18 protein-coding genes are annotated in these 17,456 nt (G+C 45.2%); 5 read left to right on the plus strand and 13 right to left on the minus strand.

What is annotated here, in order from left to right; all coding sequences use genetic code 11:
- Positions 1–299: 299 nt before the first annotated feature.
- On the plus strand, positions 300–533 hold the full coding sequence (locus tag ACE1CM_RS26865; RefSeq protein WP_374881916.1) for a hypothetical protein: 234 nt from the start codon (positions 300–302) through the stop codon (positions 531–533).
- A gap of 189 nt (positions 534–722) precedes the next feature.
- On the opposite strand, the gene ACE1CM_RS26870 is transcribed toward ACE1CM_RS26865, so the two are convergent.
- The 3 genes from ACE1CM_RS26870 to ACE1CM_RS26880 are packed head-to-tail and all read right to left on the minus strand — an operon-like array spanning position 723 to position 1,659.
- Positions 723–1,109 (minus strand): type II toxin-antitoxin system RelE/ParE family toxin, encoded by a 387-nt coding sequence (locus ACE1CM_RS26870; protein ID WP_374881917.1) that lies wholly within the window; start codon positions 1,107–1,109, stop codon positions 723–725.
- On the minus strand, positions 1,102–1,347 hold the full coding sequence (locus ACE1CM_RS26875) for a hypothetical protein (protein ID WP_374881918.1): 246 nt from the start codon (positions 1,345–1,347) through the stop codon (positions 1,102–1,104). Before ACE1CM_RS26875 ends, ACE1CM_RS26870 begins: the two co-directional genes overlap by 8 nt.
- A 57-nt stretch (positions 1,348–1,404) precedes the next feature.
- Positions 1,405–1,659 (minus strand): hypothetical protein, encoded by a 255-nt coding sequence (locus ACE1CM_RS26880; protein ID WP_374881919.1) that lies wholly within the window; start codon positions 1,657–1,659, stop codon positions 1,405–1,407.
- Positions 1,660–1,844: 185 nt separating this feature from the next.
- On the opposite strand from ACE1CM_RS26880, the gene ACE1CM_RS26885 reads away from it, so the two are divergent.
- Positions 1,845–2,258 (plus strand): element excision factor XisH family protein, encoded by a 414-nt coding sequence (locus ACE1CM_RS26885; protein ID WP_374881920.1) that lies wholly within the window; start codon positions 1,845–1,847, stop codon positions 2,256–2,258.
- Complete coding sequence (locus ACE1CM_RS26890) at positions 2,246–2,578, plus strand: XisI protein (protein ID WP_374881921.1); 333 nt, start codon at positions 2,246–2,248, stop codon at positions 2,576–2,578. Before ACE1CM_RS26885 ends, ACE1CM_RS26890 begins: the two co-directional genes overlap by 13 nt.
- Before the next feature lie 91 nt (positions 2,579–2,669).
- Here the strand turns inward: ACE1CM_RS26890 and ACE1CM_RS26895 are convergent, their stop codons facing one another.
- The 4 genes from ACE1CM_RS26895 to ACE1CM_RS26910 all read right to left on the minus strand — a co-directional run bounded on the left by ACE1CM_RS26895 (position 2,670) and on the right by ACE1CM_RS26910 (position 6,307).
- A complete protein-coding gene (locus tag ACE1CM_RS26895; RefSeq protein WP_374881922.1) occupies positions 2,670–3,056 on the minus strand; it encodes a DUF5615 family PIN-like protein in 387 nt (128 codons plus the stop codon).
- On the minus strand, positions 3,057–3,368 hold the full coding sequence (locus tag ACE1CM_RS26900) for a DUF433 domain-containing protein (RefSeq protein ID WP_374881923.1): 312 nt from the start codon (positions 3,366–3,368) through the stop codon (positions 3,057–3,059).
- 66 nt (positions 3,369–3,434) lie between these two features.
- Entirely contained in the window at positions 3,435–4,988 is a 1,554-nt protein-coding gene (locus tag ACE1CM_RS26905) for a tetratricopeptide repeat protein (protein WP_374881924.1), read from the minus strand.
- Positions 4,989–5,011: 23 nt separating this feature from the next.
- Positions 5,012–6,307 (minus strand): P-loop NTPase fold protein, encoded by a 1,296-nt coding sequence (locus tag ACE1CM_RS26910; RefSeq protein WP_374881925.1) that lies wholly within the window; start codon positions 6,305–6,307, stop codon positions 5,012–5,014.
- 218 nt (positions 6,308–6,525) lie between these two features.
- Between ACE1CM_RS26910 and ACE1CM_RS26915 the strand changes: the two genes are divergently transcribed.
- The gene (locus tag ACE1CM_RS26915) at positions 6,526–7,470 is read left to right on the plus strand and encodes a Uma2 family endonuclease (RefSeq protein WP_374881926.1); all 945 of its coding nucleotides are present in this window, start codon (positions 6,526–6,528) and stop codon (positions 7,468–7,470) included.
- Positions 7,471–7,725: 255 nt separating this feature from the next.
- On the opposite strand, the gene ACE1CM_RS26920 is transcribed toward ACE1CM_RS26915, so the two are convergent.
- The 4 genes from ACE1CM_RS26920 to aroA form a co-directional block, all read right to left on the minus strand.
- The gene (locus ACE1CM_RS26920) at positions 7,726–9,273 is read right to left on the minus strand and encodes a phospholipase D-like domain-containing protein (RefSeq protein WP_374881927.1); all 1,548 of its coding nucleotides are present in this window, start codon (positions 9,271–9,273) and stop codon (positions 7,726–7,728) included.
- The gene (locus ACE1CM_RS26925; protein WP_374881928.1) at positions 9,270–10,646 is read right to left on the minus strand and encodes a DEAD/DEAH box helicase; all 1,377 of its coding nucleotides are present in this window, start codon (positions 10,644–10,646) and stop codon (positions 9,270–9,272) included. Before ACE1CM_RS26925 ends, ACE1CM_RS26920 begins: the two co-directional genes overlap by 4 nt.
- Positions 10,647–12,719, minus strand: a complete 2,073-nt coding sequence (locus ACE1CM_RS26930; protein WP_374881929.1) for an AAA domain-containing protein — start codon at positions 12,717–12,719, stop codon at positions 10,647–10,649. It abuts the gene before it with no gap.
- Between the two features lie 501 nt (positions 12,720–13,220).
- On the minus strand, positions 13,221–14,576 hold the full coding sequence (gene aroA / locus ACE1CM_RS26935) for a 3-phosphoshikimate 1-carboxyvinyltransferase (RefSeq protein ID WP_374881930.1): 1,356 nt from the start codon (positions 14,574–14,576) through the stop codon (positions 13,221–13,223).
- A gap of 203 nt (positions 14,577–14,779) precedes the next feature.
- Here aroA and ACE1CM_RS26940 point away from each other — a divergent pair, with 203 nt between their 5' ends.
- Positions 14,780–15,268, plus strand: a complete 489-nt coding sequence (locus ACE1CM_RS26940) for a hypothetical protein (RefSeq protein ID WP_374881931.1) — start codon at positions 14,780–14,782, stop codon at positions 15,266–15,268.
- 377 nt (positions 15,269–15,645) lie between these two features.
- Here ACE1CM_RS26940 and ACE1CM_RS26945 read toward each other — a convergent pair whose 3' ends face one another.
- Complete coding sequence (locus ACE1CM_RS26945; RefSeq protein ID WP_374881932.1) at positions 15,646–16,275, minus strand: response regulator; 630 nt, start codon at positions 16,273–16,275, stop codon at positions 15,646–15,648.
- A gap of 60 nt (positions 16,276–16,335) precedes the next feature.
- On the minus strand, positions 16,336–17,456 hold a 1,121-nt coding region (locus ACE1CM_RS26950; RefSeq protein ID WP_374881933.1), incomplete at its 5' end, for a GAF domain-containing sensor histidine kinase.

Consider the following 17,456-nt stretch of genomic DNA (forward strand, 5'->3'; position numbering starts at 1 on the left):
TCGTCTAAGTACGAGCCTTTTTAGCTGTTTGAATTTTGTTTAAATACCGCCCTTGTGGCGAACGTTTGGGTTGCGGCACCCTTAAGGGTGCCGCTACACAAACTTGCGTCCGCAAGACAAGGACTATTAACTCAAGCAAAATAGACTGTCAACTATCAACTATCAACTGTCAACTGTCAACTGTCAACTGTCAACTGTCGTCAACTGTCAACTGTTACATAATACCCTTTTCGATAGATGAACAGCCTTCCTAAGATACGTCACCGTTGTGGATGGAAATCTTAGTGGAGGCCAAATATATGGATACTAATCAAGGAACCAGCGCCATCAATAACCTAGAATACGACTTGCTGACAGTATTGCAAAACAAGTCTGAAGCGCTTAAGGCATATGAAACCTATATCCAAGACGCACAAGAAATCGGTTCTCAGCCTTGTGTAGAACTGTTCCAAAAGTTGCAGCAAGACGACTTGCGTCACGCACAAGAACTGCGTCAGCACCTGCAAGAAGTGATGCAGAAAGGTAAGATGTAATTTGCAACATTGTAGGGAACAGGAGAAAACCTTTAATCGGGCGACAAAAGTTATTGATGTTCCCTACCCCCATTGATTTGTAATTTGCAACATGTTAGGGACACGGCAGCAGAAAACCTTTGATTTGGCGACAAAACATATTGATGCCGTGTCCCTACCCCGATTAATTTGACTGAAAATAGCAATAGTCTATGATTCTTCCTTTTCTTCATTCCCTGCTTCAACTGCGCGTTGTTGGTACTCAGCAATAATGCTTCTAATTTCATCTGCTGCAATATCAGCTTGTTCAGATTTTGTGTAAATTGTTAGCAAAATAATTCCTGTCACCGTTCTGACATAGTAAAGCAACCGATATCCGCCACTTTTGCCTTTTTGAACATCACTATTTCTAACTCGCAGCTTGAAAACTTCATACTCGATGCCGGAAATGCGTTCGCCTGGAAACTCTCCCCTTTGCAATTGTTCGATAACCGGCTGAATATCATTACGAATGTTGCGATATTTCTTTGCCAAAGTGCGTAAATTGCGGTTGAAGGTTGGTGCTGCTTCAACTTGAATTGGTAATCCCTCAGACATCTTCGATACCTTCCCATAGTTGAGAAACAGGAATCGTCTTTCCAGTCATTGCTTCGTGCCAAGCTTGACGGAAATCTGCCAGGATTTCTGCAACAGGGGTATCGTCTTGATCGATTTCTGAGTCTTCTTGAATCAGGACAATCACTTCAACGCGACTATTTTTAGTCAACTTTAACGGTTGATCCAAAGACAATTGTCCTTGGTCGTTAATCGTTCCCATCACTTTGATTGCTTTCATTGTTTCTGTTAAACGAGTCATATATTTAACAATAATGATTGGTATCTAATAAATACATCAGAATTCTGCTTGGCTGCGATTGTCTTTAACAAACTGGCGGCATTCATCGAGATCGTCGCCTTGCCAGGTTCCAGCAAATTGTAGGAGGTCGATCGCTTTTTTACCCCGTTTAATTGGTGCGAGTGTGCGAAGAGGGCGAGAGCGAGCGATCGCTTGCAGAACATCGAGAAAATTGCTGACGAGGGTAAGTTGTTCGGGAAGTAGGCTGTCTAGCTGCTGGTTGATTTTTTGTCGCAGTTCGAGGGGGGTCATCGGTGTTCTATTTAGTTGCACGAGTGTCTGTACTCTCTATTCTAATCAGCAAATAGACTATTTCCATCGGGAAATTATCATTAGAATATAACTTCAGCCTTTACTCGTTTTGAGTAATCTGGCGATCGCCGAGTAATCAGATTGCATTATGATAGAGATCTAAGACTTGTAGCAGCCTTGAAGCTATGTCTGCCAAAGACAGATATCATCAAATAGTTAAAACAGCTTTACAAAAAGAAGGTTGGCAAATTACCCACGATCCTTATCCTCTGCAAGCAGGTAGCTTCGATCTGGAAATAGACCTCGGTGCGGAAACAGCGATCGCCGCAGAACGTGGCACTGAAAAAATAGCCGTTGAAATCAAAAGTTTTCTGGGTGCTTCTCAAATTTCCGAATTTTATGGCGCAGGTCAATTTATTACTTATCGAGCGGCTTTGGCAAAACAAGAACCCGATCGCAAGCTTTATTTAGCTGCTCCTCAACATATCTACGATCGCTTTCTGATGATGCCGTTTATTCAAGAGCTAACTGAGCAGAATCAAGTGCCATTGCTAATATACAACATCGCTCAGGAGACGATAGTACTATGGAAAAACTAGATTGTTATCGCAACTATATCGAGCAATTGCTGACAGAACGCGCTGCAAAAGTTTGGGATCGTCGCATTCAAGCTCAGACGATTTTCGCTCCGATTCACGACCATTATCAACTGGTTTATGTTGGGTGGCGCGAGGCAGAACGCATCTATGGTGTGGTGCTTCATCTCGATATTGTGGATGGCAAGATTTGGATTCAACAAGATGGGACAGAGGTGGGGATTGCTAATCAATTGGTAGAGTTGGGTGTGCCGAAATCTGATATTGTCTTGGGCTTCAATCCGCCGATGATGCGAGAGTATACTGAGTTGGCGGTTGGTTAGGATTGTTTCCACTCTTTCTCTATTTTTTCTACGTCTTTCTTTGCACCGAGTTCGGTGAAAAGTTGGTGGGCGGTTTCGTAGTGCTGTTGGGCTACTTTGAGTATTCGTGAATTGTAAATGCCTGTTGGCTTCCTTTCACATTTTGCTTCATCACCCGAATTAAACGATTGTCCATAGGCTGTGTATCCTGGGTAAAAAAGTTGTGGAGTGCCTGCACCTTGCCTGCATAGTCTCGATCGGCTTTACAGATGACAATTCCTGTATGATTCGAGGTGGTAAAATGGAGTTCGATGAAATCTTGGCGATTTTCGGTAATGACGATGCGCCCTGCATTTGTAGCATATATAAGCACTCCCTCGTCTGGAATTTTTTGATTGGCTTGTCCAGCTTCGTATGAGGTCAAAACGTCATAGCCAAGTGACCTCATCAAATAGACCATTTCCATTGGGAAGTTTTCATTAGAATAGAACTTCAGCATTTACTCGTTCTCAGCAATTTGGCGATCTATTTCTTCTCTGTTGAGTTGATAATAATTCCTCACCGCTTGGAGATCTTGGAGAGTGAGTCCAGGGTAATTATGAAGCAGTTCCCAATCCGTTGCGCCTTGTTGTTGGTAGGTAACTATAGTCCACACTGGTATGCGCGTATCCCGAATACGCGCCGCGCCGCCACAAATTCCAGGGGTTTGGCGAATTGGTTGCTGAAGGTTTTGGACAAATTTCAGCGTTTCTGCCAGTAGTTCATCGGGCAGGGTTTCAATCGTTTGGAGGAGTTGTTCTTTGATGGTCATAACCGCATCTCCAAGGCTATTTAATAGTTTATCTTGCCTGCCGCAAGTCTTTGACTAATCTAAAATCTAAAATTCTAAATCTCTCCACTCTTTCTCTATCTTTTCTACTTCTTTCTTTGCCCCGATCTGGGTGAAAAGTTGGTGGGCAGTTTGGTAGTGTTGTTGGGCGAGGGTGGAGTTGTCTGTAGCGCGATAGAGTTGGGCTAAGTCGTAATTGCTATGTGCCATTTGCCATGTGTAGTTCAAATCTGTCGCCAGATTAAGCGATTGTCGATACAGACTCTCAGCCGCATCCCAATTGCCCCGTTTGCGTTCGATACTGCCTAATACTCCCCAACAACTTGCCATCCCGGCGCGATCGCCTAATTCTTGACACATTTGCTGGTATTGTCGATACAGACTCTCAGCCGCCTCCCAATTCCCCCGATTGCGTTCGATATCGCCTAATAATCCCCAACAACTTGCCATCCCGGCGCGATCGCCTAATTCTTGCTCAATTTGCAAGCATTGTCGATACAGACTCTCAGCCGCATCCCAATTGCCCCGTTTGCGTTCGATATCGCCTAATTGTCCATAAGAAGTTGCCATCCCGGCGCGATCGCCTAATTCTTGACACATTTGCTGGTATTGTCGATACAGACTCTCAGCTGCCTCCCAATTGCCCCGATTGCGTTCGATATCGCCTAATTGTCCATAAGAAGTTGCCATCCCGGCGCGATCGCCTAATTCTTGGCGCAATTGCAACGACTTCTGGAAATTTGCCTCAGCTTGATTCCAGTCGCCAACGGATTTCTGAATGTAGCCAATCCATTCCAGACAATCAGCTAATTCCGATTTGCGATCGGATTTTTCAAATTCTTGTGCAGCTTGCTGAAGGGATGCGATCGACAAGTCCAAATCTGTTTGTGGCGACTTAGATTGACCTCGTTGTACCTTTTGAAAGTAAGTTTCTCCCAAAGTTTGATACAAACTTCCCAACAAGGGAGAATCGGGTTCTAACTTTTTTAAGTTATCGATCTGTTGCTGTAATTCTTCGATATCTGCTAAAGGTTCCCGATCCATCGGTTCGCGAATTTCCGGGATAATCACATCCTGCGACAAACTGCGCGTATCTGTCGGATAGAAAAATTCAAAAACTCCCCCGCGCCAACTCCAAAAATCCGGCGCTTGTTTAGCCAATTCTGCCGCAATCCGTTGCGTCACCCACAACACAATCGGAAACTGAAAAGATCCCAGCGCCTCCCGCGTCCATTGTACCGAAAATAGAAAGCGTTCCAGAGCTGATTTTGGCTCCCTCAATCGCAGATCGAGTAAATCGCTTGCCCCCAAAACCGTAACTACATATAACTTATCTAACTCACCTTTAGATTGTTGTTCGACTAGCTTTTGCAAGCTTTCTTTCAAACTAGGTTGATTGCCATTAATTTTAATCCGATCCGATCGGACACCTTTAGCGCGTAATTCCGTTTCATAAGTTTGAATCACCTCATCTCTGTACCTACGATTATCGCAAATCGCAATCAGCAGATTCAGCTTGCCAAAGCTAGCATTTATCGACAGAATCAGCTTTCGCAAATTCCGTTTATTTTCCTTTTGATATTCCTCTTCAAACTCCTTCATCTCTAACAATTAGCAATTAGCCATTAGCCATTAGCAATTAGCTTTTCCCGCTTCAAAAGCTCAACCACAATCGGATGAACGTCATACCACAAGGCATCATTCTCATATTCTAGCACCATCAAACCGTGCAATAACTTGACGAAAGCGTCCCCTTCAGCGGGCTTAAGCGTTTTGTATACCTGCACCAAAGTTTCATACAACTGACTAGAACTAATCTGCCGCGCAAAATCATTGCGTAAATTCCGTAATGCCGTGGTCAAAATTTCATCATCGATTTGAATATTGTCCTGTTCGGTATCGATTTCCAGTTGCACCATACATTCAGTACAGCACTCGCGCGCAATCCGCACCAATTCCCGAATCACGCCGCCACTCAGCAACACGATTTTATCGGCGATTTGAGGGGTTAAAAGTCCCGGTGGAAATCGTTTTTGCAGCACTTTATGAAACAGGTTAATATTTTTGGCAATTGGCTGTGCATGAGGATTGCGACAATCGTGGTGCTGGTAAAACTTAGTTACAGGAAAAAGCTGGGGGCGGACAATTCCTTCTGAAGTCAGCGCCCCCATTACTTGCGGTTCTTGAATTGCCGAAATAGGAATGGTAAATACAATTTTAAATCCAGGAGAAAACAAAGCTTTGACCTTATTACGATAAATCGGTTCGCTCACGATCAAATCGAGTTTATCTAAGTCATCAATAATTACCAAAACGGGTTTTTTCTTAGCAGTTTGAATCGCCACTGCCAGTAAATCGATATTGCGGACTAAATCAGACAGCTTTTTCTCATAAGTTTTTTCTAATTCCTTGCGAAAAGTGCGTTCCTGTTGCAACTTGAGGGTAATTAACTTAAATATATCATTTCCACCTATGGCTGTTTCAGACTTAGTTTCCTGTTCGGCAGTTTCTTTTTGAGTTGTATTTATCCAGCCTAAAAGCGATCGCTTAATACTCTCTGAGACTGGAATGTTGATTTTAGTGGCCCGACTCAGTAACATCAATGCGATCGCATACAAAATATTGACGTGACTGACATCAGACATTTCAATCAAGTCAGAAATGGAAAAGAAGACAGAAAAGAATTTATCCTGCATTTCCACTGAAAAGCGTTTGAGCAAGGTAGACTTACCACAGCCTCGATGTCCGGCAAAAATTACCTTGCCATCTTTAGCCGAAGCTTCCACCTCTCGCTTTAGTCTAACCAGCACTTCGCGACCGTATTCTACTCGAAAGCGCTCAATGTCTTCTGGCTCTATCAGTGGGAACAAATCCAAGTCTCGATAAGCCTGCTGTAACTGCTCCATTAGTGCTTGATTCATCGTTTTCAGCCGGGGTAACTTTTTCAATAATAACCCAATTTGCTAGTTATAAGTATCGTGGTTTGCTAATATTGCTAATTGCTAATAGCTAATTGCTCGTAGGCATATTTTCCATCTGTACGATTAGCCATTAGCCATTAGCCATTAGCAACCTGCAGAAGATAACTAGCAATTTAGGATAATATTAAATTAAGGTTGAAACTCAATTGGAGGTGGCGATGGCTCTAATTCCCCGCAGGTTGATTGAGCAAGTAGATCCGCCCTTGTCGCCGAAAGAAACTCTGCCGACGATGTACGATTTACCCAGCGAATTCCCGGAGGAACCTGGTTTGCCCGACGAATTTCACGACCTCCAACCCCAATTATTGAGCCGAACTCTGCGCTTAACCGAATACTCCCGCGAGAATTGCTTCACGGCATCTGACCTCAACCTCTACTACGATGTCAAGCATCCTTTATGGCACAAACGTCCGGATTGGTTTCTGGTAGTTAATGTCTCGCGTCTATACGAGGGTATTGAGTTGCGCCGCAGTTATGTCAGCTGGCAGGAAGGACAGAATCCTTATGTGGTGGTAGAATTCTTGTCCCCCGGAACCGAAAGCGAAGATTTGGGACGTTTTTACACTGAAATCTCGAATGGATCGGAAGAGGTAGAGGAAATAGATCCAAAGCAACTGACACGCCCAACACCACCGCGTAAATTTGAGGTGTACGAAAAGTATCTGCGGGTTCCACACTACATCGTTTACAGTCGCTACACGCAACAGTTGCGACATTTTAAATTGGATGGTGGACGCTATCTTGAACAGTTAATTCAACCGCAGAATCCCCGCATCTGGTTAACTGATTTAGAGATTGGATTGGGCATTTGGTCAGGGGTTTTTGAGGATGTTCCGAGTGATTGGTTGCGATGGTGCGATCGGCAAGGAAATTGGCTACTGACCGATACGGAACAAGAACGCCTAGAGAAAGAACAAGAACGCCTAGAAAAAGAACAAGAACGCCTAGAGAAAGAACGAGAACGTCTAGAGAAAGAAAAGGCACAGGGTCAACTGCGTCAAGCTGCCCGAAATCTCCTGGCTGCGGGGATGCAGGTTAGTCAGGTTGCTGAAATTTTGGGCTTATCCGAAGCACAAGTGCAGGCTTTCTGTCAGAGTGGTTAGGAATATTGCGAAAACATCAGGCTGAATATCATTACGAATGTGGCGATATTTCTTTGCCAAGGTGCGTAATATCATGTCCGTTGAATTGCCCATAATAAAAAAACCTCACCGCGTCGTTGCGTAGGGAACATCATAGATATCTCGGACAAACAGATAACGTTAATAATGTTCCCTACTCCTAATTATGGGTAATCGACCGGACATGATATAAGTCCTGGTCAATTCAATTGGACACCACCCAGTCTCAAGCTACAACTACAACCCCTTGGTCAATCGCTTTAGTAGGTTATCGAACAACTCGTCAATTTTGTGGGGTTCGGAAACCAGCGTTCCTCGCTCGTCACGAAAGGTGCGATCGCGCTCACCTTTGAATGACAACCAATTGAAGCTTGTGGTGACAGCGAACTTGGTATCTGAGATCAGAATTTTGGCATGAGTATCTCCTAGTCGCTTGAGCGTGAAGGTCTTAGAATACTGGTTTGCCAGCTTTTGCAAAGTCTTCTCAGCTTTAATATCTGCTGAATAGCGATTTTCGTCTTTCTCGCCCAAACCATACCCGATGAAAACCTTAACTTCTCGCTCCAGCAAATTCTCAAGTTGCTGGAGGAACCATTGGTTGACAGAATTAGCCCGAATCCAAGGTGAGATAATCATTAAACGTTCCTGACTCTCTTTCAGCGCTTGCTCCAACAGAGGGCGATGCTCATACATTTCTAACCAACGCATCGGCACCGAAGCGAGCATATAATCCATTTGGGCTTGCAGCTGTGCGATTTGTTGTTCTTTTTCCTGAAGCTGTTGAATCAGGCTGTTCTTTTCATCCTCATCATTCGTTTGGTCTAGTTTTTCTTGAGTAGATTCAATTTGCGCTTCAATCTCTGCTTTAGCTTCAGTTACTTTGGCAGTTATGACATCTGGATCGACCAGATTCTTCGCGACAAACTGCTGTCCCAACAGTTCTTCAGCCAGCTTGAGTGGTTCATTTTTCTGTAAAGCATCAATTATTTGGCTGCGGATTTTTTTAGAACTATTTGAACGAGCAAAAGCAGTCTCATGCTCATTAGAGAGAATGCCATCAACTACAAATGCCACCTGAATTTCGTCGCTGTCTTTTTCTTTGTAAACCAGTGCAGTCGCAGGTTGAAAGAATCGTTGCCGACGTTCGATCGCCTTCAATGCCAGCAAATCTTGTTCTTGGGAAATCTTGGACTTCTTGCCCTTAGCTTTCTCAATTTCCTGAATAACCTTATCAACATCCTTGAGCTTCAGGTCAGACAATTCTGGAGGACGCTTGGGCGAGGGTTCAATTTCTACAATACCCTCGTCTCGCAAATTTTTTGGCTTCAGCAAGGCTTTTTCTAACTGACCATACCAGCGCGGAATTCGCAGGAGTCCATCAAAATTAATCTCTAAAGTTCTTTCCTCTGGCACAATAATCCTAGCTGAATGCAAGGTTTTCTCACCTTTCTTAGTAAGTTTCCATACTTGAAGCTGTGAAGCATCGGGTGCAAACAGATCAATGTCTTCACTCACTCGTAGATTAACCATTGCTTCCCTGATTGTTGGTAATTCCAAGCCTAGCAATCCAGCGATTTCTTCTTCGGATGAAAGACCAATATCGATCGCCTTAAGAACGTACTCTTCAATTGGTGGAATTGGTTTGCGAATTTGGGTCAGGGCATCAACAGTAATCTTGTAAACGGGCAATCCGACTTCCTGAGAGCAAACCAGATCGAACCCAGAGCGATTATCATAGCGGCGCAATTCTTCCGAACTCAGTGATGTAGGTTCGTCCAAATTCATGGGTTCAGATCCTCCAGCTTGCAATCTGTTGGGTGTTGCTCAATGTATTGCAGAACGCGATATAAAGGGCTATTGCTAAGCAAGCGACAGAACTGACTGTCGCCAACAATGACCAAACCGATTCGCCCTCTGGATAATGCCACATTCAATCTGGCTTCATCTCGGAGAAATCCAACTTTGCCATCCTTGTTAGATCGTGTGACTGAGTAGAGAACGATATCTGCTTCACGCCCTTGAAAGGCATCGACTGTATTGCACTCAATCGCCAACGCTTTCAAGCTATTTTGTTCTGAATCTAAGCTGCGATTCAGTAGTTTCAGTTGCGCTGCATAACCACTCAGAACTGCAACGCTGTAATGTTTCTGAGCTACTTCTGCGACTGAATTCAGTTGTTTTAACCAATGAGCGATCGCTCTCACTTCACAGGAGTTATCGAAGCTAGACCCTACACTTTTTTCGCGACTATTTGGCAACTTTGATGTAGTCAGCCAAGTAACAGGTCGTGGTAAAACTTTATTCAGCGTTTGATCGATTTCAGGGCCATTGCTGTCTAATTGACTGTCGTAGAAGCAGGTGCTGATAAGTTTACCGATCGGTTCCACCATCCGATGTTGAATTGTCAGCATCTTACGACATCCATCTGGCAATATTCTCAAAAGACGATCGAAGAGTGTTTCTTGAATATCTTCTAGAGTTAATTCGTACTCTTCCAAAAACTCAACATTCCTACTAGCTTCATCTTGAAAGGGTGGAAGTTGTTTTGGATCGCCTACCAGTATCCACTTTTTAGAACGCGCCATCGGCACTAAAACTTCTGTGGCAGTTGCCTTTGAAGCTTCATCAACAATACAGAGATCGAATTCAATGTCGTAAATTTCTCTAGGAACGCCGATACAAGTTCCGGCGACGACTTGCGAGCGCTTAATTAGCGGTGCATTGAATCGATCGTTGCGTCCAAACTGCTCTAACCAGTCAGTTTGAAGGCTAATAAGCTGTTGCAGCATTTTCGCATTGGGCGCATTAGGATCGATCGATATCTGGCTCCATTGTCCAAGCTCTTCCGAAGACATCTTCAGTATTTCTTCGGTTGTAATTCCAGCTATTTTTTCCAGTATTTTTGCTTTCTGTTTTTGCTCATCCCGTGCTGCCTTTGCCTGTTTTTCTAACTGTTTAATCTCTTCTTCTAAACGCTGAAACTCCTCCAACCTTGCTGCCGGGATGTTTCGTTTTCGCCGCGATTTAGGATTTCCTTCGTTATCCAATCCAGAGAATTTATCTTCTCTCTCCTGCTTGCGAATTGTCAGTTCGACTCGCAAAGAATCCAGCTTTAAGGCAATATTTCTCAACTCTTGAAATAGAACTGCTGTCTGCAATTATTGTTGAGAAATTCCACTGCGTACAGACCAGTCAGCAAGGAATGTCTGCCCTTTGGCGATCGCTTCCGATCGCCATTTTTCCATTTGTTCTTCTAGCAGCAGCGAGTAAACACCGTCCGACACCCGCTCATGATTGCCGATGCGGATCAGCTTCAAATTTGGATTCTTGGCTTGAATCCGCTCTAATGCATTATCAAGGGCAACGTGCGTTTGGGAACTAAGCAGAATTCGCGCCAGAGAATTCTGTTGAAGGGTTTGCAGAATTACCTCGGTAATAAAGGTCGTTTTGCCTGTACCAGGTGGCCCTTGAACCAGTAGAAAATCTTGTGTGGAGAGAGCAGCCTTAACAACTTCCTTCTGAGATTCATTCAGGTTCTGAATAAACTCAATCTCTGCATCTAGCGTAGGAGCCTGAATTGCTTCAGGATTGACCAGCAACTCCCGTAAATCGGAACGAACAGCGCGATCGTATCGAATCGCATCCAGCGCACTCTTTTGTCGATTGAGAGCAATTTCAGCTAAACGAGTATCAAACTTAAGCTCACCTTTTTCAGGCAGCCGATCGGCAGAGCCAGACCTGATATACAATTCTAACTTGTCATCGCTAATTCCAATGACATCCCCGCTCAAAATGCTAAAGCCTTGAGAGTTTGTGATGTGACGAGGTTGTCCAGCAATGTCTTCCTCTGGTAATTCTTTTACTTCAAAAATCACTCTCGTACCATCAGGTTTAGCACTTGTATATCGAATTGGTTCTTTTCGCTTCTGTTCCCAGTCGGTTTTAGCTCTGAGAATATCCCACCAGATCTGGAAAACTCGTTGTTTTTCCTTTTCGAGCGATCGTTCTTGTAGATTTGCCTCATGCTCTATGACAGCATCTTGTAGCTCTTGAATGACTGCTACGGCTTCATAAGAATAGTTTGAAGTTCCAAATTTAAACTCATAGGGTATAGTCCAAGCAAGTTCTCGCCGCTGTTCCAGCTGAGAATGAGGTGTATCCCAAGCATTAAATATCACAAGGCGATCCTTTCGTTTATCGTCCACCTTGACATGATATCGATAGGAACCACCATACAATTCGTAGTGGTCTCCCTCAGAATTATGATCGTTGTTTTTGAATTTATAAGGGCGAATTCCACAACTTACTTCACCATTTATATCGTTCAGAATAATCTTATGAATTTCGGTTTCGGAAGAAATATCCAGGGTGTCCTGAAGACGGCTCAAGCATTTGGGAGTCAGTTGCAAGTAGCAAATTTGGCTCTTGGTTGACTGAGTTCGCGATCGCTTCTGACCAATAGCATCCAACTGTGCCAGCAGCACCTCTGCATTCGGTTGTCGTTCGGCAGGATCGGTGGAGACGGCACGTTCAATAATTTCGATCGCTTCAGGTGGGGCATCAAGAGCAGCGATCGCTCTCGAAATACTGTCATAATCAACAAGCTTGACATCAGTTAAACAATTCAGCGTAACTACTCCAAAGCTGAACACGTCGCGGGTAAAAGGATAGGAACCGTCATCCTCTTCGGGGGGTGTGAAGGGACGCGAGACGAATTCTCGTAGAGTGACAGTCGGACGGAAGTACCCCCTGAGTTTGGAAATACCAAAGTCAGCTAATTTCAACCTGCCATCACTGCCAATTAGAATATTGCTGGGTTTGAGATCCCGATGGACATATTTGCGCTCATGGGAAAATGCAAGAGCTTTCAGTATCGGAAGAGCTAGCCTCTGCCAATAAGAATCCCATCCCTCTAACGGAGCTTCTTTGAGCAGAGTCGCTAAATCTTTTTCCATCCACTCCAACACCAGGAAATATTCCCCAGTCTGTTTATCCTGTCCCGAATCAAAAAGCTCGACAATGCTGGAATGTTTTAACTCCTTAAGTGCTTGAGTTTCACGTCTAAAAGATTCAGCTAAGATGTCTACTTCAATCTGCCCATGCTTAAAGACTTTGACTGCAACTTGGCATCCTTCTCTTTCGTAGTCAGTTGCCTTATATACATCTGCCATTCCGCCATCGCGCGAGTTGGGAAGGAGCATGTAGCGATCGTTGATGATACGAGGCGGCATAGTTATCGATTTTGCTTTCCAAGTCAATTATCCCCTATATAGCGGTTTGCACTCGGTGATGGTACACCTTGGACAGCGGTGTGCGGGCTGCCATTTTTGCTGCCCGCACACCAAGCCACAAGGCTGTACCTCACACGAAAAGCAATCCGCTGTACTCTGCTAAAACGGCTAAAAAGACGCTAGAGCAGGGTGAAGGGAACTTCCACCCACAATAACTTCCGCTTAAAAAGGAGCGATCGCCCCAGTCGGCTGAGGTAGAATATGCCCAGTTTAGAGATAGAACTCATATGATGTCCGGTTCTTCACCCATAGTTAGGAATGACGCTCCTGACACGGTGACACGGTGACGGGTCGCGATTTTTATTCAGGGTAATTAGGCGGACATCAGATCGCGAATACCCAGATCCCCAACTTCGCGCATCGGAGTCGGGGATCTCGCTCAGAGTCCACGAGCCAAATCATCCAATTACCAATTACCAATTACCAATTACCACAGCAAACTTATGCAGTTTGACCGCAAATCTGTTGCAGGGTGCGGGTAAAATCTGGATAGGAAACAGCCGCTGCTTCGGCACGATTAATTGTTGTTGTGCCTGTAGCATTCAGGGCGGCGATCGCTAAACTCATAGCAATTCTATGGTCGGTATAACTATCCACCTCGGTTCCGGTTAACGGCGTGCCGCCGGTAATTTCTAACCCATCGGGTAATTCGGTCACTTTCGCACCCATGCGGTTTAATTCCGACGCCATCACGGCGATGCGATCGCTCTCTTTCACCCGCAATTCTTCTGCATCCCTAATCGTCGTCGTCCCAGAAGCAAAAACTGCCGCGACGGCTAAAATCGGGATTTCATCAATCAATCTCGGTATCACATCTCCGGCAATTTGGCAAGCTTTTAGCTGACTATAACGCACTCGTAAATCGGCGACGGGTTCGCCAGCAACTTCGCGTTGATTTTCCAGAGAAATATCGGCACCCATCATTTCCAGCACTTCTAAAACGCCGGTGCGGGTGGGATTAACGCCGACATTTTCGATCAATAATTCCGAACCCGGTACAATTGCCCCAGCGACTAACCAAAAAGCAGCAGAACTGATATCCCCAGGAACAATCACCGTTTGTCCTTGCAGCTTAGCAGGGCCAGTAACCGTGACGCTATGCGTTTCCGGGTCTATACTAAGTTCTGCACCAAAAGCCTTTAACATGCGTTCGCTGTGGTCGCGAGAAAGCGCAGGTTCGGTGACAGTTGTTTGTCCTTCTGTCATCAGTCCTGCTAAAAGAATGCAGGACTTGACTTGGGCGGAGGCGATGGGGGAATGGTAATGAATCGGTTTTAGTTGCTGTCCTTGAATGGCTAGGGGGGCGAGAGAATTGTTTTTGCGTCCCCAAATTTGAGCGCCCATTTGTTGCAGGGGATTGACAACGCGGGACATGGGACGACTGCGCAAAGAACTATCGCCAGTGACGGTAAAAAATCTACCCGGATGGGATGCTAAAAGTCCCAGCATCAATCTTAGGGTAGTACCGGAGTTGCCTGCATTTAAAATATCATTGGGTTCTTGTAACTGGCCTAAGCCAATGCCTCGAACTGTGACTAATTCTGTATTCAACTGGGAAATTTCTGCCCCCATCGCTTGGAAACAAGCGGCGGTGCTGCGGGGATCTTCGCCCAAGAGCAAACCTTGAATTTGGGTTTCGCCAGAAGCGATCGCTCCCAACATCAACGCGCGGTGAGAGATCGACTTATCCCCCGGTACGCGGATGCGTCCAGTCAGGGATAGACCCTCAAAAGGTTTGCGAACCAGCAAACATTGCTGATCCCCGGTAATTTCCAGTGTAACGACGGCATCTGACATTGGGATAGACTGGTGGAAGACTGCTCGCGTTAGATCCTACCGTTTTCCCCGTCCCACTGATACCATGCTAGGAGTTGAGATTTGGGATTTTCGATGGTGAAATCCTCTAAATTGCTTGGCAAAATGGTATCGATTGTTGTGAAGACTTTTGATTCAGGCGGGAATAAGGGGATAAAACCTGCTGCTACAAACTAAAAACCTCAATGCTGACCTATCATCGCAAGCCCATAAGTTTATCCCTAGTTTCCACCGATTTGCCGATTTGGTCGATGGTGGAAACCGCCGCTACCCTGTATCAAAAAGACCGCGATCGCTTTCATTTACTGATGAACGAACCTGCTATAGGGAATCTAGAACCCGCTGATACCCCAGCTCTGGCAACCGCCTCAACGGCGTCCAAGGAAAGGCTTTTATGGTTAGAGATTTCGCCCCACCGCGCCATCATGACCATGCAAGGAAACGGTAGAGTCAGTTATCGTCACTTTTGGGAGCGAGGCGTTTACGGACTCAGTCGTTATTGGTTGCAAAGCGAAACATTAAAAGCTAGCGGACATATGCGCCTGCGTAACTTCACCCGTAGTTTAAAGTTAGTCGGTGGCACTTTACCAGAAAGTCTGCGATTGGAATACGAACTTTGGTCGGAAAAAGTGCAACTCGGTTGCTACATTTTGAATCTAGAAATCCATCACTGAATTAGTTATCGCTAGTTAGTTAATTTGTGCAAATCGGCAGCTAAGCGCGAAACCGGGTTTCTCTGAGAAACCCGGTTTCTTGACTTTCACGAATGGGAAAGTAGGGACGCATCCGAAAAACTTAGGACTTACGGAAAGAAACAAGGGTGAGCCGAAAAATCGTTTGTTTGGCAGCCAGAGATCAAGGTCGAAACCGGGTTTCTAGCAACGCCCTTGCGTAAGTCCTGAAACTTTGTGCTGGCGATAAAACTTTCTTTAGCCTTAGTCCCTACAACCAATTTTAATCATTTAGATGTAACCGCAAACGAGATTACGTATAAAAAATGGTCAGTATTAGATGAGGAGATTACCCGAACATTTGGTTAGGTGTCGCTTAGCTACAAAGTAGCAAAACCGCGCTTGAGTGCAGCTAAAGCAGCCTGTGTCCTGTCATTCACTCCCAACTTGCTAAAAATATTTTTGAGGTGGAACTTGACGGTACTTTCGCTGATATGCAGCGTTGTGCTAATTTCGGAATTGCTTTTGCCAGCGGCGATCAGGCGGATGACTTCGTTTTCGCGATCGCTCAATTCGGGATTCCCCATCCGCTCTGCTAGTTTAGCTCCCACATCAGGCGGGATATACTTTTTACCAGCAGCAACGGCACGAACAGCTGCTAAAACTTCATCCGCTTCGGCATCTTTGAGCAAATACCCCTTTGCACCCGCTGGCAATCCGCGATAAATGTCTTCGTCGCCGTCGTAGGTAGTCAACACAACAATTTGAGCATTTTTAAACTCACCACAAATAGCAGTAATAGCCGCAACTCCATCGATTTGGGGCATCCGCAAATCCATCAAAGTTACGTCGGGTTGATGTTGGCGAAACATTTCTACAGCCTCGTGTCCGTCGCGAACTTTTCCGACAACAGTTATATCTGTTTCACTCTCAAGCAGCGCCGCCAAACCTTGTAGCACAATAGGATGATCGTCAGCAATTAAAACGCGAATTATATTTGACTGTTTCATAAACCTACTCCCTGATAACGCAAAGAAACCCGGGTTCTATAAAAACTATGGGTGGAACCACTAGACATTTATGCAGAAACCGGGTTTCTCACCCCACCTGACTGAGGCTACTACAGACGTTCCCTGTCCTGGCTGACTTTCAATAGCCAGTTTTGCGCCGATGCGTTTGGCGCGTTCTTTCATTCCCAGTAAACCAAAACCGTTACCGATAGATGCACGATCAAACCCCTGTCCGTTGTCTTTAACCCGCACAACAAACTGCGTTGTTTCGTACACCAAATCGATGCGGATAACGGTTGCATTTGCATATTTAAAAGCATTTGTCAAGGCTTCTTGAGCAATTCGGAACAGATTATTTTCTACCTCTTTTGCCAAGGGATATGCTCTGCCAATTACTTCTAAAATGGTGCGGGTATCGCTGTTAGAGGACATCTGGATCGCAAGGCGATGTAGCGCGCTACACAAATCGCCGTCTTCCAACAATTTTGGACGCAACGCTTCTACCGATCGCCTTGCGTCGCTAAGTCCACAAGTTGCTAACTCGCGGACTGTTTTGATGTGTGCAATTGCACTCTCAAAGTCTTTGTTAATGACGCGCTCTGCAACACCCGACTGTATAATGATGCCCGTAAACGCTTGCGCCAGGGTGTCGTGGATTTCTCGTGCCATGCGATCGCGTTCTTCTAAAAGAGATTGGGCATAGTTTTCTAACTCTTCGTAAAGTAGGGCATTTTCGAGAGCGATCGCACCTTGAGAACACAACACTTTTAACAGCTTAGTTCTCTCAGGTGTAAACGCACCCACTGTCAAATTGTTTTCTAAATATAGAATACCGATCAGTTTCCCTTGACCGAGAATTGGCGTACATAAAATAGATTTATTTTGGTGTAATTGGATATATGGTTCGGTAGTAAAGCCACCTGCAACGCTGGCATCATTTAGCACGACATCTTCCCTCATTCTAGCGACGTAGTTGATAACTGAAAGGGGAAGATTCCCACTTGTTTCGACGGGAATTAATTGTCTAGTTTCAACCAAACTAGATCCCCCCAGCCCCCCTTGCCAAGGGGGGTTGGCGGGATCGAGAAGCCCCCCTTGCCAAGGGGGGTTGGCGGGATCGAGAAGCCCCCCTTGCCAAGGGGGGTTGGCGGGATCGAGAAGCCCCCCTTGCCAAGGGGGGT

It is taken from the genome of Microseira sp. BLCC-F43, from assembly GCF_041929235.1.
Lineage (GTDB): Bacteria > Cyanobacteriota > Cyanobacteriia > Cyanobacteriales > Aerosakkonemataceae > Microseira.